The 18,514-nt window shown below is 73.6% G+C and carries 17 protein-coding genes; 9 read left to right on the top strand and 8 right to left on the bottom strand.

Annotated features, from left to right (window positions below):
* Nucleotides 1-43 precede the first annotated feature (43 nt).
* Nucleotides 44-334: a hypothetical protein gene (locus IW256_RS10060; RefSeq protein ID WP_197010698.1), complete on the bottom strand. Its 291-nt coding sequence runs from the start codon at nucleotides 332-334 to the stop codon at nucleotides 44-46.
* 219 nt (nucleotides 335-553) lie between these two features.
* Between IW256_RS10060 and IW256_RS10055 the strand changes: the two genes are divergently transcribed.
* On the top strand, nucleotides 554-1,714 hold the full coding sequence (locus tag IW256_RS10055) for a hypothetical protein (protein ID WP_197010697.1): 1,161 nt from the start codon (nucleotides 554-556) through the stop codon (nucleotides 1,712-1,714).
* A gap of 23 nt (nucleotides 1,715-1,737) precedes the next feature.
* Here IW256_RS10055 and IW256_RS10050 read toward each other — a convergent pair whose 3' ends face one another.
* The gene (locus tag IW256_RS10050; RefSeq protein ID WP_197010696.1) at nucleotides 1,738-2,805 is read right to left on the bottom strand and encodes a zinc-binding dehydrogenase; all 1,068 of its coding nucleotides are present in this window, start codon (nucleotides 2,803-2,805) and stop codon (nucleotides 1,738-1,740) included.
* A 162-nt stretch (nucleotides 2,806-2,967) separates the two neighbouring features.
* Between IW256_RS10050 and IW256_RS10045 the strand changes: the two genes are divergently transcribed.
* Nucleotides 2,968-5,502, top strand: a complete 2,535-nt coding sequence (locus IW256_RS10045; RefSeq protein ID WP_197010695.1) for a M14 family zinc carboxypeptidase — start codon at nucleotides 2,968-2,970, stop codon at nucleotides 5,500-5,502.
* A 119-nt stretch (nucleotides 5,503-5,621) separates the two neighbouring features.
* Here IW256_RS10045 and IW256_RS10040 read toward each other — a convergent pair whose 3' ends face one another.
* Entirely contained in the window at nucleotides 5,622-6,302 is a 681-nt protein-coding gene (locus tag IW256_RS10040) for a hypothetical protein (protein WP_307828821.1), read from the bottom strand.
* 202 nt (nucleotides 6,303-6,504) lie between these two features.
* Between IW256_RS10040 and IW256_RS10035 the strand changes: the two genes are divergently transcribed.
* Nucleotides 6,505-7,587 carry a hypothetical protein gene (locus IW256_RS10035; protein WP_197010694.1) on the top strand — a complete coding sequence of 361 codons (1,083 nt, stop codon included), beginning with the start codon at nucleotides 6,505-6,507 and terminating at the stop codon, nucleotides 7,585-7,587.
* A gap of 62 nt (nucleotides 7,588-7,649) precedes the next feature.
* On the opposite strand, the gene IW256_RS10030 is transcribed toward IW256_RS10035, so the two are convergent.
* On the bottom strand, nucleotides 7,650-8,957 hold the full coding sequence (locus IW256_RS10030; RefSeq protein ID WP_197010693.1) for a serine hydroxymethyltransferase: 1,308 nt from the start codon (nucleotides 8,955-8,957) through the stop codon (nucleotides 7,650-7,652).
* Between the two features lie 184 nt (nucleotides 8,958-9,141).
* On the opposite strand from IW256_RS10030, the gene IW256_RS10025 reads away from it, so the two are divergent.
* Entirely contained in the window at nucleotides 9,142-9,810 is a 669-nt protein-coding gene (locus tag IW256_RS10025; protein ID WP_197010692.1) for a TetR/AcrR family transcriptional regulator, read from the top strand.
* A gap of 160 nt (nucleotides 9,811-9,970) precedes the next feature.
* The gene (locus tag IW256_RS10020) at nucleotides 9,971-10,201 is read left to right on the top strand and encodes a hypothetical protein (protein ID WP_197010691.1); all 231 of its coding nucleotides are present in this window, start codon (nucleotides 9,971-9,973) and stop codon (nucleotides 10,199-10,201) included.
* 28 nt (nucleotides 10,202-10,229) lie between these two features.
* Here IW256_RS10020 and IW256_RS10015 read toward each other — a convergent pair whose 3' ends face one another.
* Nucleotides 10,230-11,333, bottom strand: a complete 1,104-nt coding sequence (locus IW256_RS10015; protein ID WP_197016216.1) for a thiolase C-terminal domain-containing protein — start codon at nucleotides 11,331-11,333, stop codon at nucleotides 10,230-10,232.
* Nucleotides 11,334-11,706: 373 nt separating this feature from the next.
* Here IW256_RS10015 and IW256_RS40985 point away from each other — a divergent pair, with 373 nt between their 5' ends.
* Complete coding sequence (locus tag IW256_RS40985) at nucleotides 11,707-12,303, top strand: ankyrin repeat domain-containing protein (protein ID WP_197010690.1); 597 nt, start codon at nucleotides 11,707-11,709, stop codon at nucleotides 12,301-12,303.
* Nucleotides 12,304-12,327: 24 nt separating this feature from the next.
* On the opposite strand, the gene IW256_RS10005 is transcribed toward IW256_RS40985, so the two are convergent.
* Together IW256_RS10005 and IW256_RS10000 are read right to left on the bottom strand one after the other, a co-directional pair.
* Nucleotides 12,328-12,627 carry a Dabb family protein gene (locus IW256_RS10005; protein ID WP_197010689.1) on the bottom strand — a complete coding sequence of 100 codons (300 nt, stop codon included), beginning with the start codon at nucleotides 12,625-12,627 and terminating at the stop codon, nucleotides 12,328-12,330.
* A gap of 82 nt (nucleotides 12,628-12,709) precedes the next feature.
* On the bottom strand, nucleotides 12,710-13,165 hold the full coding sequence (locus IW256_RS10000; protein WP_197010688.1) for a flavodoxin family protein: 456 nt from the start codon (nucleotides 13,163-13,165) through the stop codon (nucleotides 12,710-12,712).
* A gap of 192 nt (nucleotides 13,166-13,357) precedes the next feature.
* On the opposite strand from IW256_RS10000, the gene IW256_RS09995 reads away from it, so the two are divergent.
* Together IW256_RS09995 and IW256_RS09990 are read left to right on the top strand one after the other, a co-directional pair.
* On the top strand, nucleotides 13,358-14,416 hold the full coding sequence (locus IW256_RS09995) for an LLM class flavin-dependent oxidoreductase (RefSeq protein WP_197016215.1): 1,059 nt from the start codon (nucleotides 13,358-13,360) through the stop codon (nucleotides 14,414-14,416).
* Between the two features lie 74 nt (nucleotides 14,417-14,490).
* A complete protein-coding gene (locus tag IW256_RS09990) occupies nucleotides 14,491-15,993 on the top strand; it encodes an AMP-binding protein (RefSeq protein WP_197010687.1) in 1,503 nt (500 codons plus the stop codon).
* Between the two features lie 280 nt (nucleotides 15,994-16,273).
* Here the strand turns inward: IW256_RS09990 and IW256_RS09985 are convergent, their stop codons facing one another.
* Entirely contained in the window at nucleotides 16,274-17,200 is a 927-nt protein-coding gene (locus tag IW256_RS09985) for a cyclase family protein (RefSeq protein ID WP_197016214.1), read from the bottom strand.
* 36 nt (nucleotides 17,201-17,236) lie between these two features.
* Between IW256_RS09985 and IW256_RS09980 the strand changes: the two genes are divergently transcribed.
* Entirely contained in the window at nucleotides 17,237-18,514 is a 1,278-nt protein-coding gene (locus tag IW256_RS09980) for a serine hydrolase domain-containing protein (protein WP_197010686.1), read from the top strand.

The following is an 18,514-nucleotide window of genomic DNA, read 5'->3' as shown; positions in this document are numbered from 1 at the left end:
CATCGGTGTCGACCGGGATGCGTCCGCATGATCACCTCATTCATCAGTGGACGGCCAGCACCCGCGCGACCCGGTCGGCCACGGCGGGGACGTCGCCGACGGGCGCGATGCGCTCCGCCCACGACCACCAGTACCACCAGCCGTCCGCGCCTTCCTCGGCCAGGATGTTCTCCGCGAGGGCGGACGCGTCCGGATTCATCACATGCAGGCTGGGCGCCAGCCCGGGGGGAAGGGTGAGTCGCACCCGGAACCCCCGCCGGACCATCTCGTCGCCCAGCTCCTCCAGATATTCGATCCGCGTCTTGGGCAACGCGGCGGTTTCGTCAGGCATCATGCTCGCTCCATCTGAACGTGGTCTGGCCCGACGAAAACCCAGCCTCCCCCGTCACTTGCCCGACTTCAAGCACATCCGGCGGGCAGAGGCCAGGTCAGAGAGATGGACGCCGGAGGCCGGGGAAAGGTTCGGGGACGCGGAACGCCCGCCGGTGAATGGCGGGACGGCATCCGGGATATCTTGCGGTGACGGCCGAGCGGTGAGGATGTGGGGGCGGGAATGACGGCGTACGCGGGATCGGGCCCGGAAAGGCACCGTGACCTGACCCGGCCCGATCTGCCCCTGCCCCGGCCCGGCTCCGCCGACACCGAGGTTCCGCCCCCGCTCCAGCCTCCGGTCCGCCCGCCGGCCCGGCCCGAGGGATCGGCGCCGAGGGGCGCGAACTGGCACCGGATGCACTATCCGGTCGGCGTCTTCCTCCTCGCCTACGGGGTGACCGGCCTCGTCACCGGGGCGCTCGGCTGGAGCGACCGGCGCGAGGAGCTGGCCGGGTACGTCGGCGCGGGGCTCGCCACGCCCGCGCTGGTCGCGGTGAAGGGGCTGGAGCTGCTGCTGGTCGTGCTCGCCGCGGCCGGTCTCCTGCGGCGCCAGGACGTGTGGTTCCTGCCCGCGCTGACCGGCTGGCTCGCAGGATTCGGCGTGTTCACCCTCTTTGATGTCTTCAAGGGCAAATGGGGCGCGCTGCTGGAGCACGCGGTGTTCCTGGGCGGCTTCGCCCTGCTGCTCTTCCTCTCGTACGGGCTGAGCGTGAAGGCCCGGGTGGGCCGCTCGGGCGCCTCGGCTCCCCCTCCCGCCGCGCCCGCCCCCGGCTCGGCGCCTCCCCCCGTTCCGGTCCCCGCACCCGGCGCTCCGTCCGGCGAGTCCGGCGGTTCTGGCAGTTCTGGCGGGCTGACCCGTACGCAGGAGTTCGCCCTGGCCGCGCTCAACCGCTGGCAGCGCGGCGTCCAAGGGCAGGGCGGCGGCCAGGGACAGGGCAGCATCCAAGGGCAGGGCAGCATCCAGGGACAGGGCGAAGGGTCCGCGCAGGACTCCGGCAAGACGCAGGCCATGGAGCCCGTGACGGCCCCGGAGACCGGACAGGCCCCGGAGACCGGCCAGGCCAAGGCCACCGGGCAGGCCCAGGGCACGGGGGAAGCAGAGGGTACGGAGCGGGCCCACGGTACGGAGCGGGCACAGGAGAGCAGGCCGGTTCGCGAGACCGTGCGAGACCTGAGGCTCCCCCGGAGACCGCAGTCCCGGCAGGACACCGCCCCGCTGCCGCGCCCGGAACCGCCCGAGTCCCCCGAGCCGTCCGAGCAGTCCAAGTCACCCGAGCCGTCCGAGTCGCCCGAGCCGCCTGAGCAGTCCGAGCAGTCCGAGTCGCCCGAGCCGCCCCGCTGACGGGGCGGCGGCGGGCACGGCGGTCAGGGCACCACGACGATCTTCGCGTGCTCGTCGGGCGCCGCGAGATCGGCGAAGGCCCCGGCCACACCGTCCAGCCCGACCGTCCCGGTGATGATGGACCCGGCGTCGACGCGGCCGGCCGCGATCGCGTCCAGGGTCGCCCCGTACTCGTCGGGAAGCGCGCCGAACGTGCCGCGCAGGGTGAGCTCCTTGCTCACCGCCAGGCCCGGCTCGACGCGGTCCTCCTGCATGCAGACCCCGACGAGCATGACGGTCGACCCCGCGGGGGCGCCCTCGACGACCTGCCGCAGGATCCCGGGAACACCCACGCACTCGAAGATCACCGCACCGCGGGTCGCGGTCCCCAGCAGCTCGGCGGCGATCCGGTCGGTGATCCCGGTCGCCACGCCGAGGTCGGCCCAGCGGTCGTAGGGGGAGGCCACGGCCGGGTCGATCAGCTCGTCCGCGCCCAGCGCGCCGGCCAGTTCGCGCCGCCGGGCGGAGAGGTCGGCGGCCAGGACGGGGCCGTGCCCGGCGGCCTTCAGCGCCGCCACCACGCCGAGGCCGATCGGCCCCAGCCCGATCACGACCGCCACGTCGTCCGCGCCGATGCCGCTGCGCCGCACCGCCCGGGTCGCGACCGAGAACGGCTCGGTGATCGCGGCCACCTTCGGGTCCAGCCCGTCCGGCACGGCGAACGCCAGGCCCTCGTTGAGGATCATGTACTCGCCGTATCCTCCGGGGTACATCGGCGCGTACCCGATGATCCCGGCGCCCTGCGGGCCGATCCCGATCGGCGGGCCGCAGACCGCGGTGCCCAGCGGCAGCTCCCGCCGCGTTCCCGGGCCGTACTCGACGATCTCCCCGGCGAACTCGTGGCCGAAGACCAGCCCGTCGCGGGGGTCGTAGGGCGTGCCGCCCGACCGGCGGGTGGTCTCCATGAACGCGTCGGGATCCTGAAGCGCGTGCAGGTCGGACCCGCAGATGCCGCACGCCAGCGTCCGTACGAGGAGTTGGCCCTCCAGCGGCACCGGATCGGGCACCTCGGTCACGACCATCGTGTCGTCCTTGGTCAACGCGGCGCGCATGCGACCCTCCCGGCACCTTGTCGCCAGCGAGCACTGGCACGGACTCTTCGCCAGCAAATACTGACATGATTTCGGGGCCGGTGGACCGGACACCGCCCACAGGAACGATCTTGGCAACTGTTGCCGTTGGGGAACCTTTGGGCCGGTGCCATTTTGGGCCCCATGAGAGCCCGAAAAATCGCGTGGTCGGCGGTGCTGACCGCGGCGCTGGCGGCTCCGGCGGCGTTCGCGGCCACGGCCGCGGCGCAGCCCGCCGCACCGGTCACGGCACCCGCCTGTGACCCCACCCGGACCGAGCCCGTCTACCGCGGCAAGGTCCCCTCCCCCGAGCAGGCCCTGGGCGTCGAACTCGGCGCGCGTCCCGTCACCGCCGCCGAGTCCGACCGTTACCTGGAGGCGGTCGCCGCGGCCAGCGAGCGCGTCGTCTCCGGCACGCTGGCGACCAGCGCCCAGGGACGGCCGCTGAAGTACGCCATCGCCGGCCGTCCCGAGTCGCTGACCAAGGCCGGCCTGGCCAAGGTGCGCTCCGACGCCGCGCGGCTGCGCGACCCGCGGACCCCGGAGGCCCTGGCCGAGCGGATCGCCGGTCGCGGCGTCCCCATCCTCTGGGTGGCCGGCAACGTGCACGGCAACGAGCCCAGCGGCACCGACGCGGCGCTGCGGGTGCTGCGCGACCTGGGCGACCGCAGCGACTGCGCGGCGACCGGCATCCTGGACAACGCGCTGGTCGTCGTGCTGCCGACACAGAATCCCGACGGGCGCGAGGCCGGGACGCGGCAGAACGCCTACGGGTTCGACATGAACCGCGACTGGTTCGCGCGCAGCCAGCCCGAGACCGACGGCAAGCTGGCGATGCTCAACCAGTACCCGCCGGTGATGTTCATCGACGCGCACGAGATGGGCGGGGACTCCTACTTCTTCCCGCCCAACGCCGACCCGGTCTACCACGAGACGCCCGAGCAGGCGGTCGGCTGGATCAACGACCTCTACGGCGCCTCGATGGCCGCGGAGTTCAAGCGGCAGGGCATCGACTTCTTCAACCGCGACGTGTACGACCTCTTCTACCAGGGGTACGGCGACACGGTCCCGACCACGGCGTTCCACGCCGCCGGGATGACGTTCGAGAAGGGCTCGGCCAGCCCCTACCCCGACAAGTTCAGGGAGCAGTACCTCACCCAGTGGGTGTCGCTGTCGGCGGCCGCCGCGAACCGGCGGACGATCCTCTCCCAGTGGCGCCGGATGACCGTGGACGCCTACCGGCAGGGACAGGCGGGAGAGCTGGAGCCCAACAAGGCCTACAACCCGCCCAACCAGATCGACCGTCCGGTGCCCGACCGGAAGGTCCGGCACTACTTCCTGCGCGCCGACGACGCGGCCAAGGCCGCCGAAGTGCGGACCGTCGTACGGCGCCTCCAGCGGATGGGCGTGGAGGTACGGCGGCTGTCCAAGCCGCTGAGCGTCCCCGACTACAAGGAGTACGGCCGCCGGGAGGGCGCGACCACGCTCCCCGCGGGCACGTACTGGATCACCATGGCCCAGGCCCGGAAGCACTGGATCCAGGCCATGCTGAACGAGGACTCCTACACGCCGTTCCCCTACTTCTACGACGTGACCGCGTGGAGCCTGCCGCTGCTGGCCAACGTGTCCGGCGGCTCGTCGGGCGCCGAGCTGCGCCCGCGCGCCTCCACCGTGGCGCCGCTGCCCGCCGAGGACACCGCGCGGCGCGGGAAGGCGCCCCGGATCGGCGTCCTGGAGCTGTCGGCCACCTCGTCGTCGGCCCGCCAGTCGGTCGGCTGGCTGCGGCACCGGCTCGACCGCGAGTGGAAGCTGCCGTTCACCCTGCTCGGCCCGGCGGACGTGGCGGCCGGCAGGCTGGACGGCGTGGAGGTCCTGCTGGTGCCGAACGGCCCGGCGGCCACGGCGTACGAGCAGCTCGGCACCGGCGGGCGCGCCGCGCTCCAGCGGTGGACGCAGGACGGCGGGCGCTACGTCGGCTGGCAGGGCGGCACGCAGCTGGCGGCGCGGCTGGGGCTGACCACGACCCGATTGAGCGAGCCCACCTCGGACGTGCCGGGCACGCTCCTGCGCGTGGCGGTGAACGGCAGGAGCCCGCTGGCCGCCGGTGTCGGCGCCACGGCCTGGCAGTTCTACGCCTACGACCTGGTGATGCGCCAGCCCGACCCGGCCAAGGTCGCGGTCGCCTACCCGGCCACGTCCTCGCCCGACTGGTTCGTGTCCGGTTTCGAGCGGGGCGCGGCCGAACTCGGCGGCACGGCCGCGGTCGTCGACGAGCCGGTCGGGAAGGGCCGCACGGTGCTGTTCGGCGCGGAGCCCAACTTCAGGGCGTTCTCCGACGGCACGGCCGAGCTGCTGGCCAACGCGATCCTGGGCCCGGACCCGGCGGCGCGCGTCTCCGGCCTGGCCGCCCCGTCCGCGACGGCGGCGCGGCAGGCCGCGGCGCTGCCGCAGGCCGAGTCGCCCGTCCGGGTGTCGGTCCGGTCCGCCGACGCCGCCCGCACCGCCGCGCTGATGCGCTCGCTCGGCGCGCGGTGGACCGAGCGGCGTACCGGTGACACGGTCCACTACGTGATCGACAACCCGCGCGGGCTGCCGGTGGACCAGCACCCGTTCGCGGGGCGCCTGGCGTCCCAGATCCGCCGCTCGGGGATCGACCCCGTCGCGGTGACCCTGCCCTGACCACCCGCCGGGCCGCGCGTCTCACCCCGCGCGGCCCGGCGGCCCGGACGCCCCGCGGCCCGGTCGGTCCCGCGGCCCGGTCGCCCCGCGGCCCGGTCGGTCTCGGCCGGGGACGCCGGTCAGTCCCGGCCGGTGACGATCCAGGCGATGGCGGTCATCGTCCCCGGCGGTACCTCGGTGAACCCGGCGTCGCGCACCGCGACCGCCGCGTGCTCGACACAGCGCCGCCAGGGGAGGTCACGGGCGATATGGACCAGGGCGCCGCCCTCGACCCAGGCGGCGACGTCGGCCCCGGCGGCCTGCATCAGCAGCAGCTGGGCGGCGTGGCCGGACTGGGCCGCGGCCTTGCCCGTGGTCATCGGCACCTCGGGGTTGAGGGCGATCACGGCGTACGGCGGCTCCGGCGGCGGCTTGGGCTCCTCGTCGTCGGCCAGGTCGAGCCCGGCGACCTGCAGCCTGGCCAGCTCGGGCGGCACATCGGCGACCGGCCCGGGAACGAACGCCCGCACCTGCGCCCCGTCCCGGTCCACGGTGACGCCGGGCAGGGCCTGCACCTCGGGCCAGCGCACCCCCCGGGCCCGCCGTGTCACCTTGCGGATGCGGCCCGACTCCCAGCGGTGGACGCGGGCGTGCCACTCCCCCTCCGGGTCGGTGGCGCGCGGGTCCGTCAGCAGCCGTACGACGGCGGTCGCGGCGGCGGCGCAGACCGCGCCGTGCGCCGGCGGGGCGGCCTTCTCCGCCCGTACGACCAGCTGCATCGCCCAGGGCGGCTCGTCAAAGGGATCGTCGGTTGCGCGCACGGCAGGAGTATTCCATTCCCCCATGGCGGCCATCGATCGGCCGTCCGGGGACTTTCCCGGCGCCGATGTGGGTACGGCAACTCCTGACGCTCGCCGATCGTTCACTCTGGTGCGAACCGGTCAGCCGGGAGGCGGGGCCGGACGCGCCGAACGGGGAACGAGGGGACGGACACGGCGCGAGAGGTCGGGTCGGAGGTCGCCGGTGACCAGTGGTGCCTGGAGCAACTCCATCCCGGGAATCGGGACGTACTTCGTCGGGATCGACGTCGCGCCCGGCCGCTACCGGTGCGAGGACGGCAAGGGCGGCTGGTGGGTGCGCTTCACCGGCCCCGGCGGCGGCGAGCCGGTCGGGTCCTGGCCGCTGCCGGCCGGGCCCACCGAGATCGTGATCGCGCCCACCGACTTCGCGTTCGAGACCCACGTCACCACCTACTGGCGGCGCGTCGCGAACGCCGGCCCCGAGGACGGGTCGCCGCACGAGCTGCGCCCGGTGGCCGACCCCACGCTGCGCGCCGAGCTGGACACGCTGGTCGCCAGGCGCCGCCCGCTGGTGTGGCTGGCCCCGCTGACCGTGCTGGCCATCGGCCTGCTGGGCGCGCCGGTCCTGGGCTCGCTGTGGCTGATGGGGCTGGCGATGATGGCCATCCTCGTCGCGCTGGGGTCGCCGGCCGTGTCGCTGGACCTGCAGCGGGCCCGCGAGCTGGCCCGGCGCCGCGACCGCTACCTCACCCCCGAGGACTTCGACGACGACGCCCGCGAGCTGCTGGCCCGCGTCCAGGCGGCGGTCGACACCGTCCGGGACTCCGAGGTCAACCGGGAGGGCCTGCTGGACTCGGTCGACAACGCCGTCACCCTCCCCCGCCAGGAGTGGGAGATCGCCCAGGTGCTGGCCCGCCAGTCCCGGCTGCGCATCGAGCAGGACGAGGCCGGCTCGCCGTCGCTCCCGGAGGTCTCCGCCGCCCTGCGGCCGTTCCGCGAGAAGCTGGACCTGTCCGTACGGGCCGTGACCAGGCGTGTCGAGGCGCTGGAGCGGTACGCGGAACGGACGAGGGCCGCCGACGAGGCCCTCCGCGCCCACCGCCGCCTGGAGGCCCTCCAGGCCCGCGCCCACGAGTACGACGACCTGCTCGCCGACACCGTCCGCGACGACCTGGCGCTCCCGGCGATCGAGCGGCTCACCGAGCAGAGCGACGAGCTGGTCCGCACGCTGCGCAGCCGCCTCGCGGAGGCGGCCGAGGCCGGGGGCGAGCTTCCGCCCAGCACGCCCGGCGACCCGGCCCCCTGAGTGCGGGACCGGGGGCCGGGTCGCCGGCGAGGTCGTCCGGGCGCCGCCTGGACGGGGCCGGGTCAGCGGGCGGCGATCTCCCGCCGGAGCTCCGCCGCCGACTTGCGGACGGAGGCGGGGTCGGCGCCGCGCAGCAGGACGTCGCCCATGAGGGCGGCGACGGCCTCCAGGTCGGCGGGCCCGAACCCGCGCCGGACGATCTCCTGGGTGCCGATCCGCAGCCCCCGGTCGGGCTCGCCGGGCTCCTGCCAGGGCAGCCCGATCGCGCTGAGGTAGATTCCCGCGCCGGCCAGCCGCGTCATCGCCGCCCGGCCGCCGCCCAGGTCCGCGACGTCCACCGCGACATGGTGGGAGTCGGTGAAGCCGCGGGCCGCTCCCGCGACGGTGAACCCCTGGTCCTGGAGGGCCGCGGCCAGGGCGCGGGCGGCGGCGACGCAGCGGTCGGCGTACCCGCCGCCGTCCGCCATGATCTCGGCCGCCGTGACCGCCAGCGGGGCGAGCCGGCCGGCGTCGTAGTTGGCGGTGAGGCCGGGGAAGACCGCGGCCGACAGCCGTTCGGCCAGCTCGGGGTCGTCGGTGGCGATCACGCCGCCGGGCGGGCCCCCGAACGACTTGTAGGTGGAGAACGTCAGCACCTGGGCACCCTCGGCCAGGGGCCGCTGGAACCGGCCGGCCGCCACCAGCCCGGCCATGTGGGACGCGTCGTACAGCAGCACCGCCCCCGCGTCGGCGACGGCCGCGGCGATCCCGGCGACGTCGTGCGGGAAGAGCAGCAGGCTCGCACCGATCACGACGAGGCGGGGCCGTTCGCGGGCGAGGAAGCCGGGCAGCGCCGCCAGGTCCACGTCGAAGGCGTCCGCGTCGTACGGCAGGTCGGCGACGCGCAGGCCCCGCACGCCGGGGGCGCCCTCGGCGTGGTGGCTGGTGTGGCCGCCGGCGCGTTCGGGCAGCACCGCGATGGTGTCGCCGGGCCGGGTGAGCGCCGAGTACACCGCCAGGTTGGCCATGGTGGCGCTGTGGCTGCGCACCTCGGCGAACCGCGCGCCGAGCAGCCGGGCGACCACCGTCGGGGTGAGCACCTCCAGGGTGTCCAGCGCGTCCAGGCCCGCCTGGTACTTCTCGCCCGGCCAGCCCATGCTGGGCCGGCCGCCCACCGGCGGGTCGCTCACCGCCCGGGCGGCGGGGCTCATCACGTTGGTGCCCGCGTAGAGCACGATCCCCTCGGCGTCGAAGCTCCGGGCGTGGTCACGCAGGGCGCCGCGCACGGTTTCGGTCACGCCCTCCGGCGAGAGATCGGTGATCCCCCCGGCGACCTCCGCGATCCGGGCCCGCGCGGTCGGCGACGCCCAGGGCGCCAGCTCACTGGTCATGCAGTCCTCCCCTGATGCCTGTCATGACCGAACGTAGAGAGGTGACCGGCCCGTACGCCAGTGGAGATCTTGCCAACCGCCGCCAGGTCGGCGACCATCCTTACCAAGCGCTTGCTACCCGACGTAACCTGGTGTTGACACGCGAACTGAGCAAGCGGTTGTGCGTGCACGGCATAATGAGAGGGTGACGACCACGACCACGAATTCCGGACGACCCAAAGCCCGCACGAGCGGTGAGGGCGGTGCGCGCCGACGCGGCAAGGGCTCACCCGCCCTGGCCTCGGAGCGGCGGGAGCACCTGGTCAGGCTCGCGGCCGAGCTCTTCGCGGAAAAGGGATTCCAGGCCACCACCGTACGCAACATCGCCGACGAGGCCGGGATCCTCTCCGGCAGCCTCTACCACCACTTCGACTCCAAGGAGTCGATCGTCGACGAGATCCTCTCCGGGTTCTTCCGGGAGGTCATGTCGGCCTACCGTGCGGCCATCGACGAGGGCGCGGACCCCCGCGAGACCATCGCGAAGCTGGTCCGGATCGCCTTCGGCACGCTGGAGCCGCACCGGGCCGCCATCACGGTGATGCAGAACGACTGGAACTACCTCAAGGGCATGGAGCGCTTCGCCTACCTCACCGACTCCGAGGACGAGGTGGAGAAGATGTGGGTGGGCACCATCAAGGATGGCCAAGAGCAGGGGCTGTTCCGCTCCGACATCGACCCCAAGCTGACCTACCGGATGATCCGCGACACCGTGTGGGTGGCGGTGCGCTGGTTCAAGCCGGGCGGCCGGCTCAACGCGCAGGGCCTCGCCGAGCACTACATCAAGGTCATGTTCGACGGGATCAACACCCACTGACGGCCCGCGGACACCGCCTCTCCGCCCGCGGGTCCGGTCGTTCCGGCCCGTCGGCGTCCATAACGGAAGTACCGGTGTCTTTCGTCACAATTCTACAAATCCACGTGATGTCGGGGGCGAAAGAGGCGCTGTTACGGGTGAGATGGGGCTGGGAGGCGACATGACGGGGCAACGGGGCGCCGCCGGCCACGAGGAACCGACACCGGCGGAACTGCGGGCGGCCACCGTCCGCAGCCTCCAGGGGCAGTTCCCCGGCGTGCGCGTCTGGTACGGCATGGCGACCGGATCATGGTGGGCGCTGGTGCCCCTACGGAACGGGCCGCGGCTGCTGGAGGCGTCCACGCCGCAGGAGATCCGGGACGCCATCCTCCGAGCGCGCTCGCTGGGCTGACCGGAGGACGGCCGGCGGCCGGTCCGGCTCACGCGGCCGTGAGCAGGGCGGCACTGCCGTAGCCGCCGCCGAATCCGGTGCACAGGGCCACGGCCGCGTCACCGACCTGGTTGGTCCCGGTGCGGCGCAGCTGGCGGACGGCCTCGGCCACGTTGTTGAGCCCGTGCACGTACCCCTCGGAGAGCAGCCCGCCGTGGGGGTTTACGGGGACGCTCCCGTTCCAGGCGATCTCCCGGCCGCTCAGGACGCCGTCCAGGTCCGCGCGCGGGACGAGGCCGAAATCCTCCAGCTGGCGGGGGACGAGCCAGCTGTAGGCGTCGTAGAGCAGCGCCACGTCGACGTCGCCCGGCTTCATCCCGGCGGCGGCGTAGAGGGGCGGGGCGACGTAGGACGAGAAGATCCTCGTGACGTCCCCGGCCTTGTCCATGGCGGACGCGCCGGGGCCGCCCCCTCGGACGACCGCGTGGATCCGGGGCGCGGCGGGCGCGCGGCCGGCCGCGGTGACGACGAGCGCGCAGGCCCCGTCGGTCTCCTGGCAGCAGTCCAGGCGGCGCAGCGGCGAGGCGACCATGGGGTCGTCCAGGTAGGCGGGCAGGTCGAGCGGTTCGCGCCGCAGGGCACGGGGGTTGCCCGCGGCGTGCGCGCGCGACTGTGCCACGACGGCGTGGGTGTGCCGCTCGGCCAGGCCGGTGTCATGGAGATAGCGCCGGCCGGCCAGGGCGAACTGGTGGACGGGGCCGGCCATGCCGTACGGATGGGTGAACTGCTCCTCGGTGCCCTCCCCCAGCTTCAGCCCGAGCGTGTTCATGCGCTTGCCCGAGCGCCCGTTGAGCGCGCGGTAGACCAGGACCGTCCCGGCCAGGCCGGAGTCGACGAGCATCGCCGCGTCGGCCAGGATCGAGGCGCTCTGCGTGCCGCCGCCGAGGATCTCGTTGTGCCACCCGATCTCGTGCAGGCCCAGGGACCGGGCCAGGTAGAGGACGGGGGCCGAGTCGTTGAGGTGGTAGCTCAGGACCGCGTCCGGACGGACGGTGCCGCCGGTGTACCCGGCGGCGTCGGCGAGTGCCGCCCGGCACGCCTCGGCCGCGAGCTGCAGCACCGTGCGGCCGGACGCGCGGGAGAGGGCGGTCATCCCCACCCCGGCGATCGCGGCCCGGCCCGAGAAGCCCTGCCTGCCTGAGAAGCCCGTACCGCCGGTCACGCGTCCCTTTCCGGCGCCGGGCCCACCGGTGCCACCCATCGATAAGGCCGCTCGCCGGAGAAGGGGCGCGATCCGTCCCCGGCGAGCGACGCCTTGTCCCGGCAGGACCGGCGGGGCGAAGGGGGACGCCGCGCCGGTGATGCCGTCGGAGCGAACCTAACCCGCGGCCCCGAATAACACAAGCGCTTGCTCGGTTCGATCTTCGCCGGCCCAGAATCGCGATCTCCGGGACGGCCCGAGGGCGAGACCGGAATGATGATCATTCACGGCCCGGAGTGCGGGGCCCGGCCCGGAAGAGGCGACGGTGAACGACGAGGAACTGCTGGTGGCGGCGGCCAAGGGCGACGCGGCGGGGGTACGGGACGCCCTGCAGGGCGGCGCCGCCCTGGAGGCCCGCGACAGCCGCGGCCGGACCCCGCTGCTGCTCGCCGCCGCGGCCGACCACGTCGAGTCGGCCGAGGTCCTGGTGAAGGCGGGCGCGGACCCCGACGCCCGGGACTTCCAGCGCGACACCGCGTTCCTGGTCACCGGGTCGACCGGGAGCGTGGCGATGCTCCGGGCGCTGCTCCCGGCGGGGCCGGACCCGTCGCTCACCAACCGGCACGGCGAGGTGGCGCTGATCCCGGCCTGCGCGCGCGGGCACGCGGCCTACGTGCGCGAGGTGCTGCGGCTGGCCCCGATGGAGGTCGACCACGCCGGGCGCAGCGGCCGGACCGGGCTCCTGGAGGCGATCGTGTCGGGCGACGGCTCCCGCCCGTACCGGGAGATCGTCCGGCTGCTGGCCGAGGCTGGCGCGGACGTGAACCTGGCCGACGGCGACGGCGTCTCCGCGCTCCGGCACGCGCTGGACGCGGGACAGGAGGAGATGGCCGCGCTGCTCCGCGACCACGGAGCCCGGTGAGTCCGGTGAGTCCGGTGAGTCCGGTCAGAGCTCGTACTGGACGCTGGCCCGCCGGTCGAGGATCGGCTTGATGTAGTCGTCCACGACGGCGCGGTGCGCGGGGTGGTCGCGGTAGGCCACGTAGGCGTCGCGGTCGGCGAACTCCCCGACCACCACGAAGTCGTAGTTGCCGTCGTTCACCCCGGCGTCGAAGCCCAGGCTCAGCGTGCCGATCTCGGGGATCAGCGCGGGCAGCTCGGCGAGCCTGGCCCTGACCTCCTCCTGCTGGCCGGTGGTGGTGCCCTCGGCCCACGCGAACATGACGACGTGCCGGAAACCGCTCATGAGATCACCGTAGCGTCCCGCGCCACACGATCAAGCCCTGACCAGGCCGGACGGCCGTCACTGCCGTTCCGAAGGAGGAGCGTCAGACGGTGCCGAGCTCGGCGGCCACGGTCGCGCCCAGCTCCCAGCAGCGGTCCAGATCGTCCTTGCCGGGCTCGCCGGTCACCACCACGGGCGGGTAGACGGCCCGCCACTTCAGCCCGGTGGTGATCGACTCCAGCGCGCGCAGGGCGCCCGTGGCGTCGTTGTTGCCGTGCAGGTACGCGGCGTACGGCCGCCGCACGGTCGCCTCCAGGCACGGGTAGTACACCAGGTCGAAGAAATGCTTGAGCGCGCCCGACATGTACCCCAGGTTTACCGGCGTGCCCAGCAGGTAGCCGTCGGCCGCCAGCACGTCGGCCGCCGAGCCGGCCAGCGCCGGGCGCGCCACGACCTCCACGCCCTCGATCTCGTCGGTCGTGGCGCCCGCGCGCACCGCCTCGAACATCGCCTGGAGCGCGGGCGAGGGCGTGTGATGGACGATCAGCAGCCTTCTCATCACCTCCGAGCCTAACCAGCGGGTCCCGCGCGCACCCCGTGACACCACCGGGTTACCTGTTAGGCTTCCCAAGCGAGCGCTTGTTACGTAATGATGGGTGGGGCGCCACCGGCGCGGGCAGGCAGACCCGGCCCCGCCGGCCGACCTGCCAGGCCTGGTGAAGAAGGAGCCGTACACGTGGCTGACCGCCCGATGAAATTCTCGACCTTCCACCTCTTCCACCAGTTCGCGGGACAGTCCGCGAAGGAGGTGTACGACTACCAGATCGAGATCGTCGAGTTGCTGGAGGAGCTCGGCTTCGACGGGGTGTGGGTCGCCGAGCACCACTTCCGCGACTACGGCGTGGTGCCCAACATCTTCACCCTGCTGGCGAACCTGGCGGCCCGTACCGAACGGCTCCGGCTGGGCACCGGCATCGTCGTGCTGCCGCTGCACAACCCCGTCCACGTGGCCGAGGAGGCCGCGATGGTGGACCTGCTGTCGGGCGGCCGGCTGGAGCTGGGCATCGGCCGCGGCTACCAGAGCATCGAGTTCGAGAACTTCGGGCTCGACCTGTCCGAGGCCCGCGACCGGTTCAACGAGTCGCTGGACATGCTGCTCGGCCTGTGGACCCGGGACGACTTCGAGTACAAGGGCCGCTTCCACGAGACCCGCCACCCGCTGACGCTGATGCCCAAGCCCGTCCAGCGCCCGCATCCGCCGCTGCACGTGGCCGCCGTCAGCCCCGAGACCGTGGAGATGTACGCGGCGCGCGGGCTGCCGATCCTGGCCGACCCGGCCGCCCCGTTCAAGAAGATCGCCAAGGCCGCGGAGACCTGGCACGCGACCGCCGCCGCCAACGGGGTGGACACCACCGGCGTCGAGCTGGTGGCCAGCCGGTCGGTGTACGTGGCGCCGACGCTGGAGCAGGCCCGCGAGGACCAGGCCCGGTTCGAGGAGGGCTTCGACCGCTCGCGCATCTTCAACCTGCGCAGCGCGCCGATCGACCCGGGCACCGGCCAGGCCGCCAAGGGCTTCGAGTTCTACCAGGACCGCTACCTCAAGGGCGGATCGGTGGACAACGAGTTCCGCTGGAACCAGCTGGAGATCATCGGCGACCCGGAACGGGTGATCGCCCAGATCCAGACGGTCCGGGACATGGGCTACGGCAACCTCATGTGCGACTTCGGCAGCACCAGGGAGCTCCCGATCGAGGAGATGAAGAAGGTCCTGAGGTTCTTCGCCGCGGAGGTCATGCCCGCCTTCCGCTGATCCCGCCGCACCGGCCCCTGCTCCCTCCCCCGCGACGGCACGACCTGTGACCCCCACCCACGCAAGGAGGCGCGATGTCCGTACACCGGCTCACACTCGGGGACGTTCTCGGCGAGCACCGGCGCGGCCGGCCGCTGGGCACCGCCGTCGTCGACGGCGACGTCCGGCTGACCTATCCCGAGCTGGACGACCGGGTGGGCCGCCTGGCCGGCGCGCTGGCCGCCGACGGCGTCGGGGCCGGCGCCCGCGTGCTGTGGCTCGGGCAGAACTCCTTCCGGGTCCTGGAGATGCTGCTGGCCTGCGGCCGGCTCGGCGCGATCTTCTGCCCGGCCAACTGGCGGCAGAGCCCCGACGAGCTGGCCCACGTCCTGGACGACCTCGCTCCGGCGGTGGTCGTCTGGGAGGAGTCCGAGGCGGTCGAGAAGGCCCGCGGCCAGGTCTCCCTGGACGCGCGCTGGGTCGCCTCCGGCGAGGAGTACGAGGCGTACGTCCGGGCGGCGCTCCCCGCCCCCGAGACCGAGGTGCCCGCCGACTCCCCCGTGCTGGCCCTCTACACCGCCGCGTTCGACGGCCGCCCCAACGCCGCGCTGCTCAGCCACTCGGCCCTGATCGCGCACAGCATGGCGCTGCTGCACGTCCGGCAGATGGAGGACGGTTTCACCTTCCTCGCCTGCGGCCCGCTGTTCCACGTGGGCACGATGATGTTCACGCTGGCCACGTTCCAGATCGGCGGCACGCTCGTGTTCACCCCGGCCTACGAGCCGGCCGAGGTCTGCCGCCTGATCGAGGCGGAACGGTGCACCCAGGCGTTCCTGTTCGGGCCGATGATCGACGGGCTGGTGGAGGCCAACAAGGACCGCGCCCACGACCTGTCCTCGCTGCGCTTCGTCTCGCACTCCCCCGAGTGGGACAAGATGATCACGGTGGACGACAGCCCCTGGTGCGCGTCCAGGATGGGCGGTTACGGGCAGACCGAGGTCGGCGGGATGCTGACCTTCCTCGGCCTGGGCATGGGCGGCGCGGGCTACGCGGGCCGCTCCTCCCCCCTGGTCCACGTCCGGCTGCTGGACGCCGAGGGGAACGAGGTCGGGCCGGGCGAGGTCGGCGAGATCTGCGCGCGCGGCCTGAGCCTCTTCTCCGGCTACTGGAACCGGCCGGAGCTGAACGAGGCGAAGACGGCGGGCGGCTGGCACCACACCGGGGACCTGGGGCGCCGCGAGCCGGACGGCACGATCACCTTCATCGGCCCCCGCCTCCGCATGATCAAGTCGGCGAACGAGAACATCTACCCGGCCGAGGTCGAGCGCGCGCTGAAGTCCCATCCCGCGATCGCCGACGCCGCCGTGATCGGCGTCCCCGACGACCGCTTCGGCCAGTCGCCCAAGGCCGTGGTCGTGCTGGCGGAAGGCGCCTCGGCCACCGCCGAGGAGATCATCGAGCATGTCCGCGGTGAGATCGCCTCGTACAAGAAGCCGCGGCACGTGGAGTTCGCCGAGTCGATCCCGAAGAAGGGCTACACGCCCGACTACGACGCCCTCGACGAGCGCTACGGCGGCGGCGCCTACCCCGGCGCCTGACCGTCCGGCCCCGGCACCCGACCGTCCGGCCCCGGCACCGCGCCGGGGCCCTTCCCCGCTCCGCCGGGCCGCTCAGGGACCGCCGCCGAGCCTCCGGCCGGCGTCGGCGGCCCGGTGGAGCGCCGCCTCGACCAGCGTCCGGGCGATGTCCCACTCTTCGCCGCCCTGTCCCCGGCGGGGATCGCGGGATCGACGGCCACCCGCGGGTGGGCCGAGTCGGGCAGGTGCGACAGCGACATGGCGGACAGCAGGCGTACCCCCTGACCGGAAGCCTTCGGCGTCAGAGGACGGCGACCGGGTTGACCGGGCTGGCGGTGCCGCCCTCGATCCTCAGGGGTGCCGCGACGAACAGGAAGTCGATCCGGCCCGCCTCCGCCAGCTCCTCCAGCCAGAGCATCTCGACGAGATGGATCCCGTGCCGCCACAGGAGGATCATGTGCAGGTCGTCGGCGAGGTCCTCGTCGGCGAGCTGCCGTTCGTTCAGGCCGCCGATCGCCGCGTTGTCGGACGCCACCACGCACACGTCGCGCTCGGCCAGCCAGCGTCCCGCGTCCGCCGAGAGCCCCGGCTGCCCCGCCCAGTAGCCGTCCGGGCCCTCCTCCCTCCAGACCAGTGGCCAGCCCGTACGGATCACCGCGACGTCGCCCGCGCGCAGCTCGACGCCCGTGCCGTCCAGGCAGGCCTCCAGGTCCGCGGGCTCGACGCGGTCCCGGGCGCCCAGATGGGAGAGGCCGCGTACGGCCGGGACGTCGAAGAACACGCCACGGGCGATCACGGGACCGGCCTTGTCGATGCCGCAGCGCGTCGCCCCGTACGAACGCACCCGGTCGGCGGGGTGGCCGTTGTAGAGCCGATCGCCCGACCACATGTGGCACAGGGCGTCCATGTGGGTGGTCGTGCCGTGCGGGGTCACCACCAGGGCGTCGTCGGCCATCCTCAATCCGGCGCCGATGGCGCGGGCCCCCGCCGCGTAGTCGCCCCCGTCCACCGACATGAAGTGCTGGGGCAGCGGCCGTCCGCGCAGGTGCGGAACGGTCGTGGGGGCCGGGGAGGACGTCGCTCCCCGGATCGGCAGGGACAGGCTCAGCGCCCGTCCCTCCCGGACGCATCCGGCCGCCGCCACCACCGTCTCGGGAGTGAGGAGGTTGAGGGCGCCGCGTTCGTCATCGGCACCCCACCGTCCCCAGTTGCCTGGCTCATCGAGCATCATTCGGTTCAGACCTTCCAGTGAGAGGACCGCGGGATGACGACAGTCGAGGGCACGTGCGATCCGGCCTTCTCGAACGTGCGGGACGTCTTCGAACGGGGCTTCGCCGAGGGCCGCGAGGTCGGCGCCGCCGTGGCGGTGTACGCCGGCGGGCGCAAGGTGGTGGACCTGTGGGGCGGCGTGGCCGACCACCGCACCGGGCGGGCGTGGGAGGCCGGTACGCCCTGCTTCGCCTTCTCCTGCACCAAGGCCGTGACGGCGACCGCCGCGCTGCTGCTGGCCGAGCGCGGCGCGTACGACGTCGACGGGCCGGTGACGGACTGGTGGCCCGAGTACGGGGCGCGCGGCAAGGAGGGGACGACGGCCGCCCACCTGCTGTCCCACCAGGCGGGCCTCCCCGCGTTCGCGCGGCCGGTGTCGGCCGAGGAGGCCGCGGACGCCCCGGCGCGGGCGGCCGAGCTCGCCGCGCAGGAGCCGGAGTGGACGCCGGGCGACGGGCACGGCTACCACGCGCTGACCTACGGGTGGCTGGCCGGTGAGATCGTCCGACGCCTGTCGGGCGGGCGTACGGTCGGCGAGTTCGCCCGGGAGGAGTTCACCGGTGATCTGGACCTGTGGATCGGCGCCCCCGACGCCGTCATCGAGCGGGCCGCCAAGCTGACCGCGCGCCGCCCGAAGCCGGACGGCGGGAACACGAGGAAGGGCGCTGCCACCAGGGGGAGCGCCCCCGCCAGAGAGGGCGCATCCGCCGGCGAATCCGGGTCCGGCGGCGGCGCCGAGCCCGGCAGGGCCGAATCCGGCGCGGCCGGTCGCGATGGCAACGTCCTCGCCCGCCTGGCCGGTGCGTACACCGATCCGCAGAGTCTCCTCAACCGGGCGCTGAACAACCCGCACCCCGGGAAGGGCGGTTACAACAACCCCGTGGTGCTGCGGGCCGGCTGGCCGTCGGCCGGGATGCTGGCCACGGCCCCGGGGCTGGCGGGCTTCTACCGGGACCTGGTCGCGGGACGCGTCCTCAAGCCGGAGACGCTGCGCGACGCCCTCAAGCCGCGGGTGAGCGGGCCGGACCGCACGATGCTGGTCGACAGCGCCTTCGGCCTCGGCTACATGCGTCCCGCCGTCACCTTCCTCACTCCGGCGGCCGGGCGGGATTCCGCGTTCGGGCACACGGGGGCCGGAGGTTCCATCGGTCTGGGCGACCCCGAGGCCGGCCTCGCCCTGGCCTACCTCCCCAACCTCATGGGCGACACCCTGTCGGGCGACCTGCGCGCCTACGGGCTCGTGGAGGCCGCCTACTCGGCCCTGGCCTCCTGA

It is taken from the genome of Actinomadura viridis (assembly GCF_015751755.1).
GTDB lineage: Bacteria > Actinomycetota > Actinomycetes > Streptosporangiales > Streptosporangiaceae > Spirillospora > Spirillospora viridis.
This window is presented reverse-complemented; position numbering and strand designations above follow the sequence as displayed.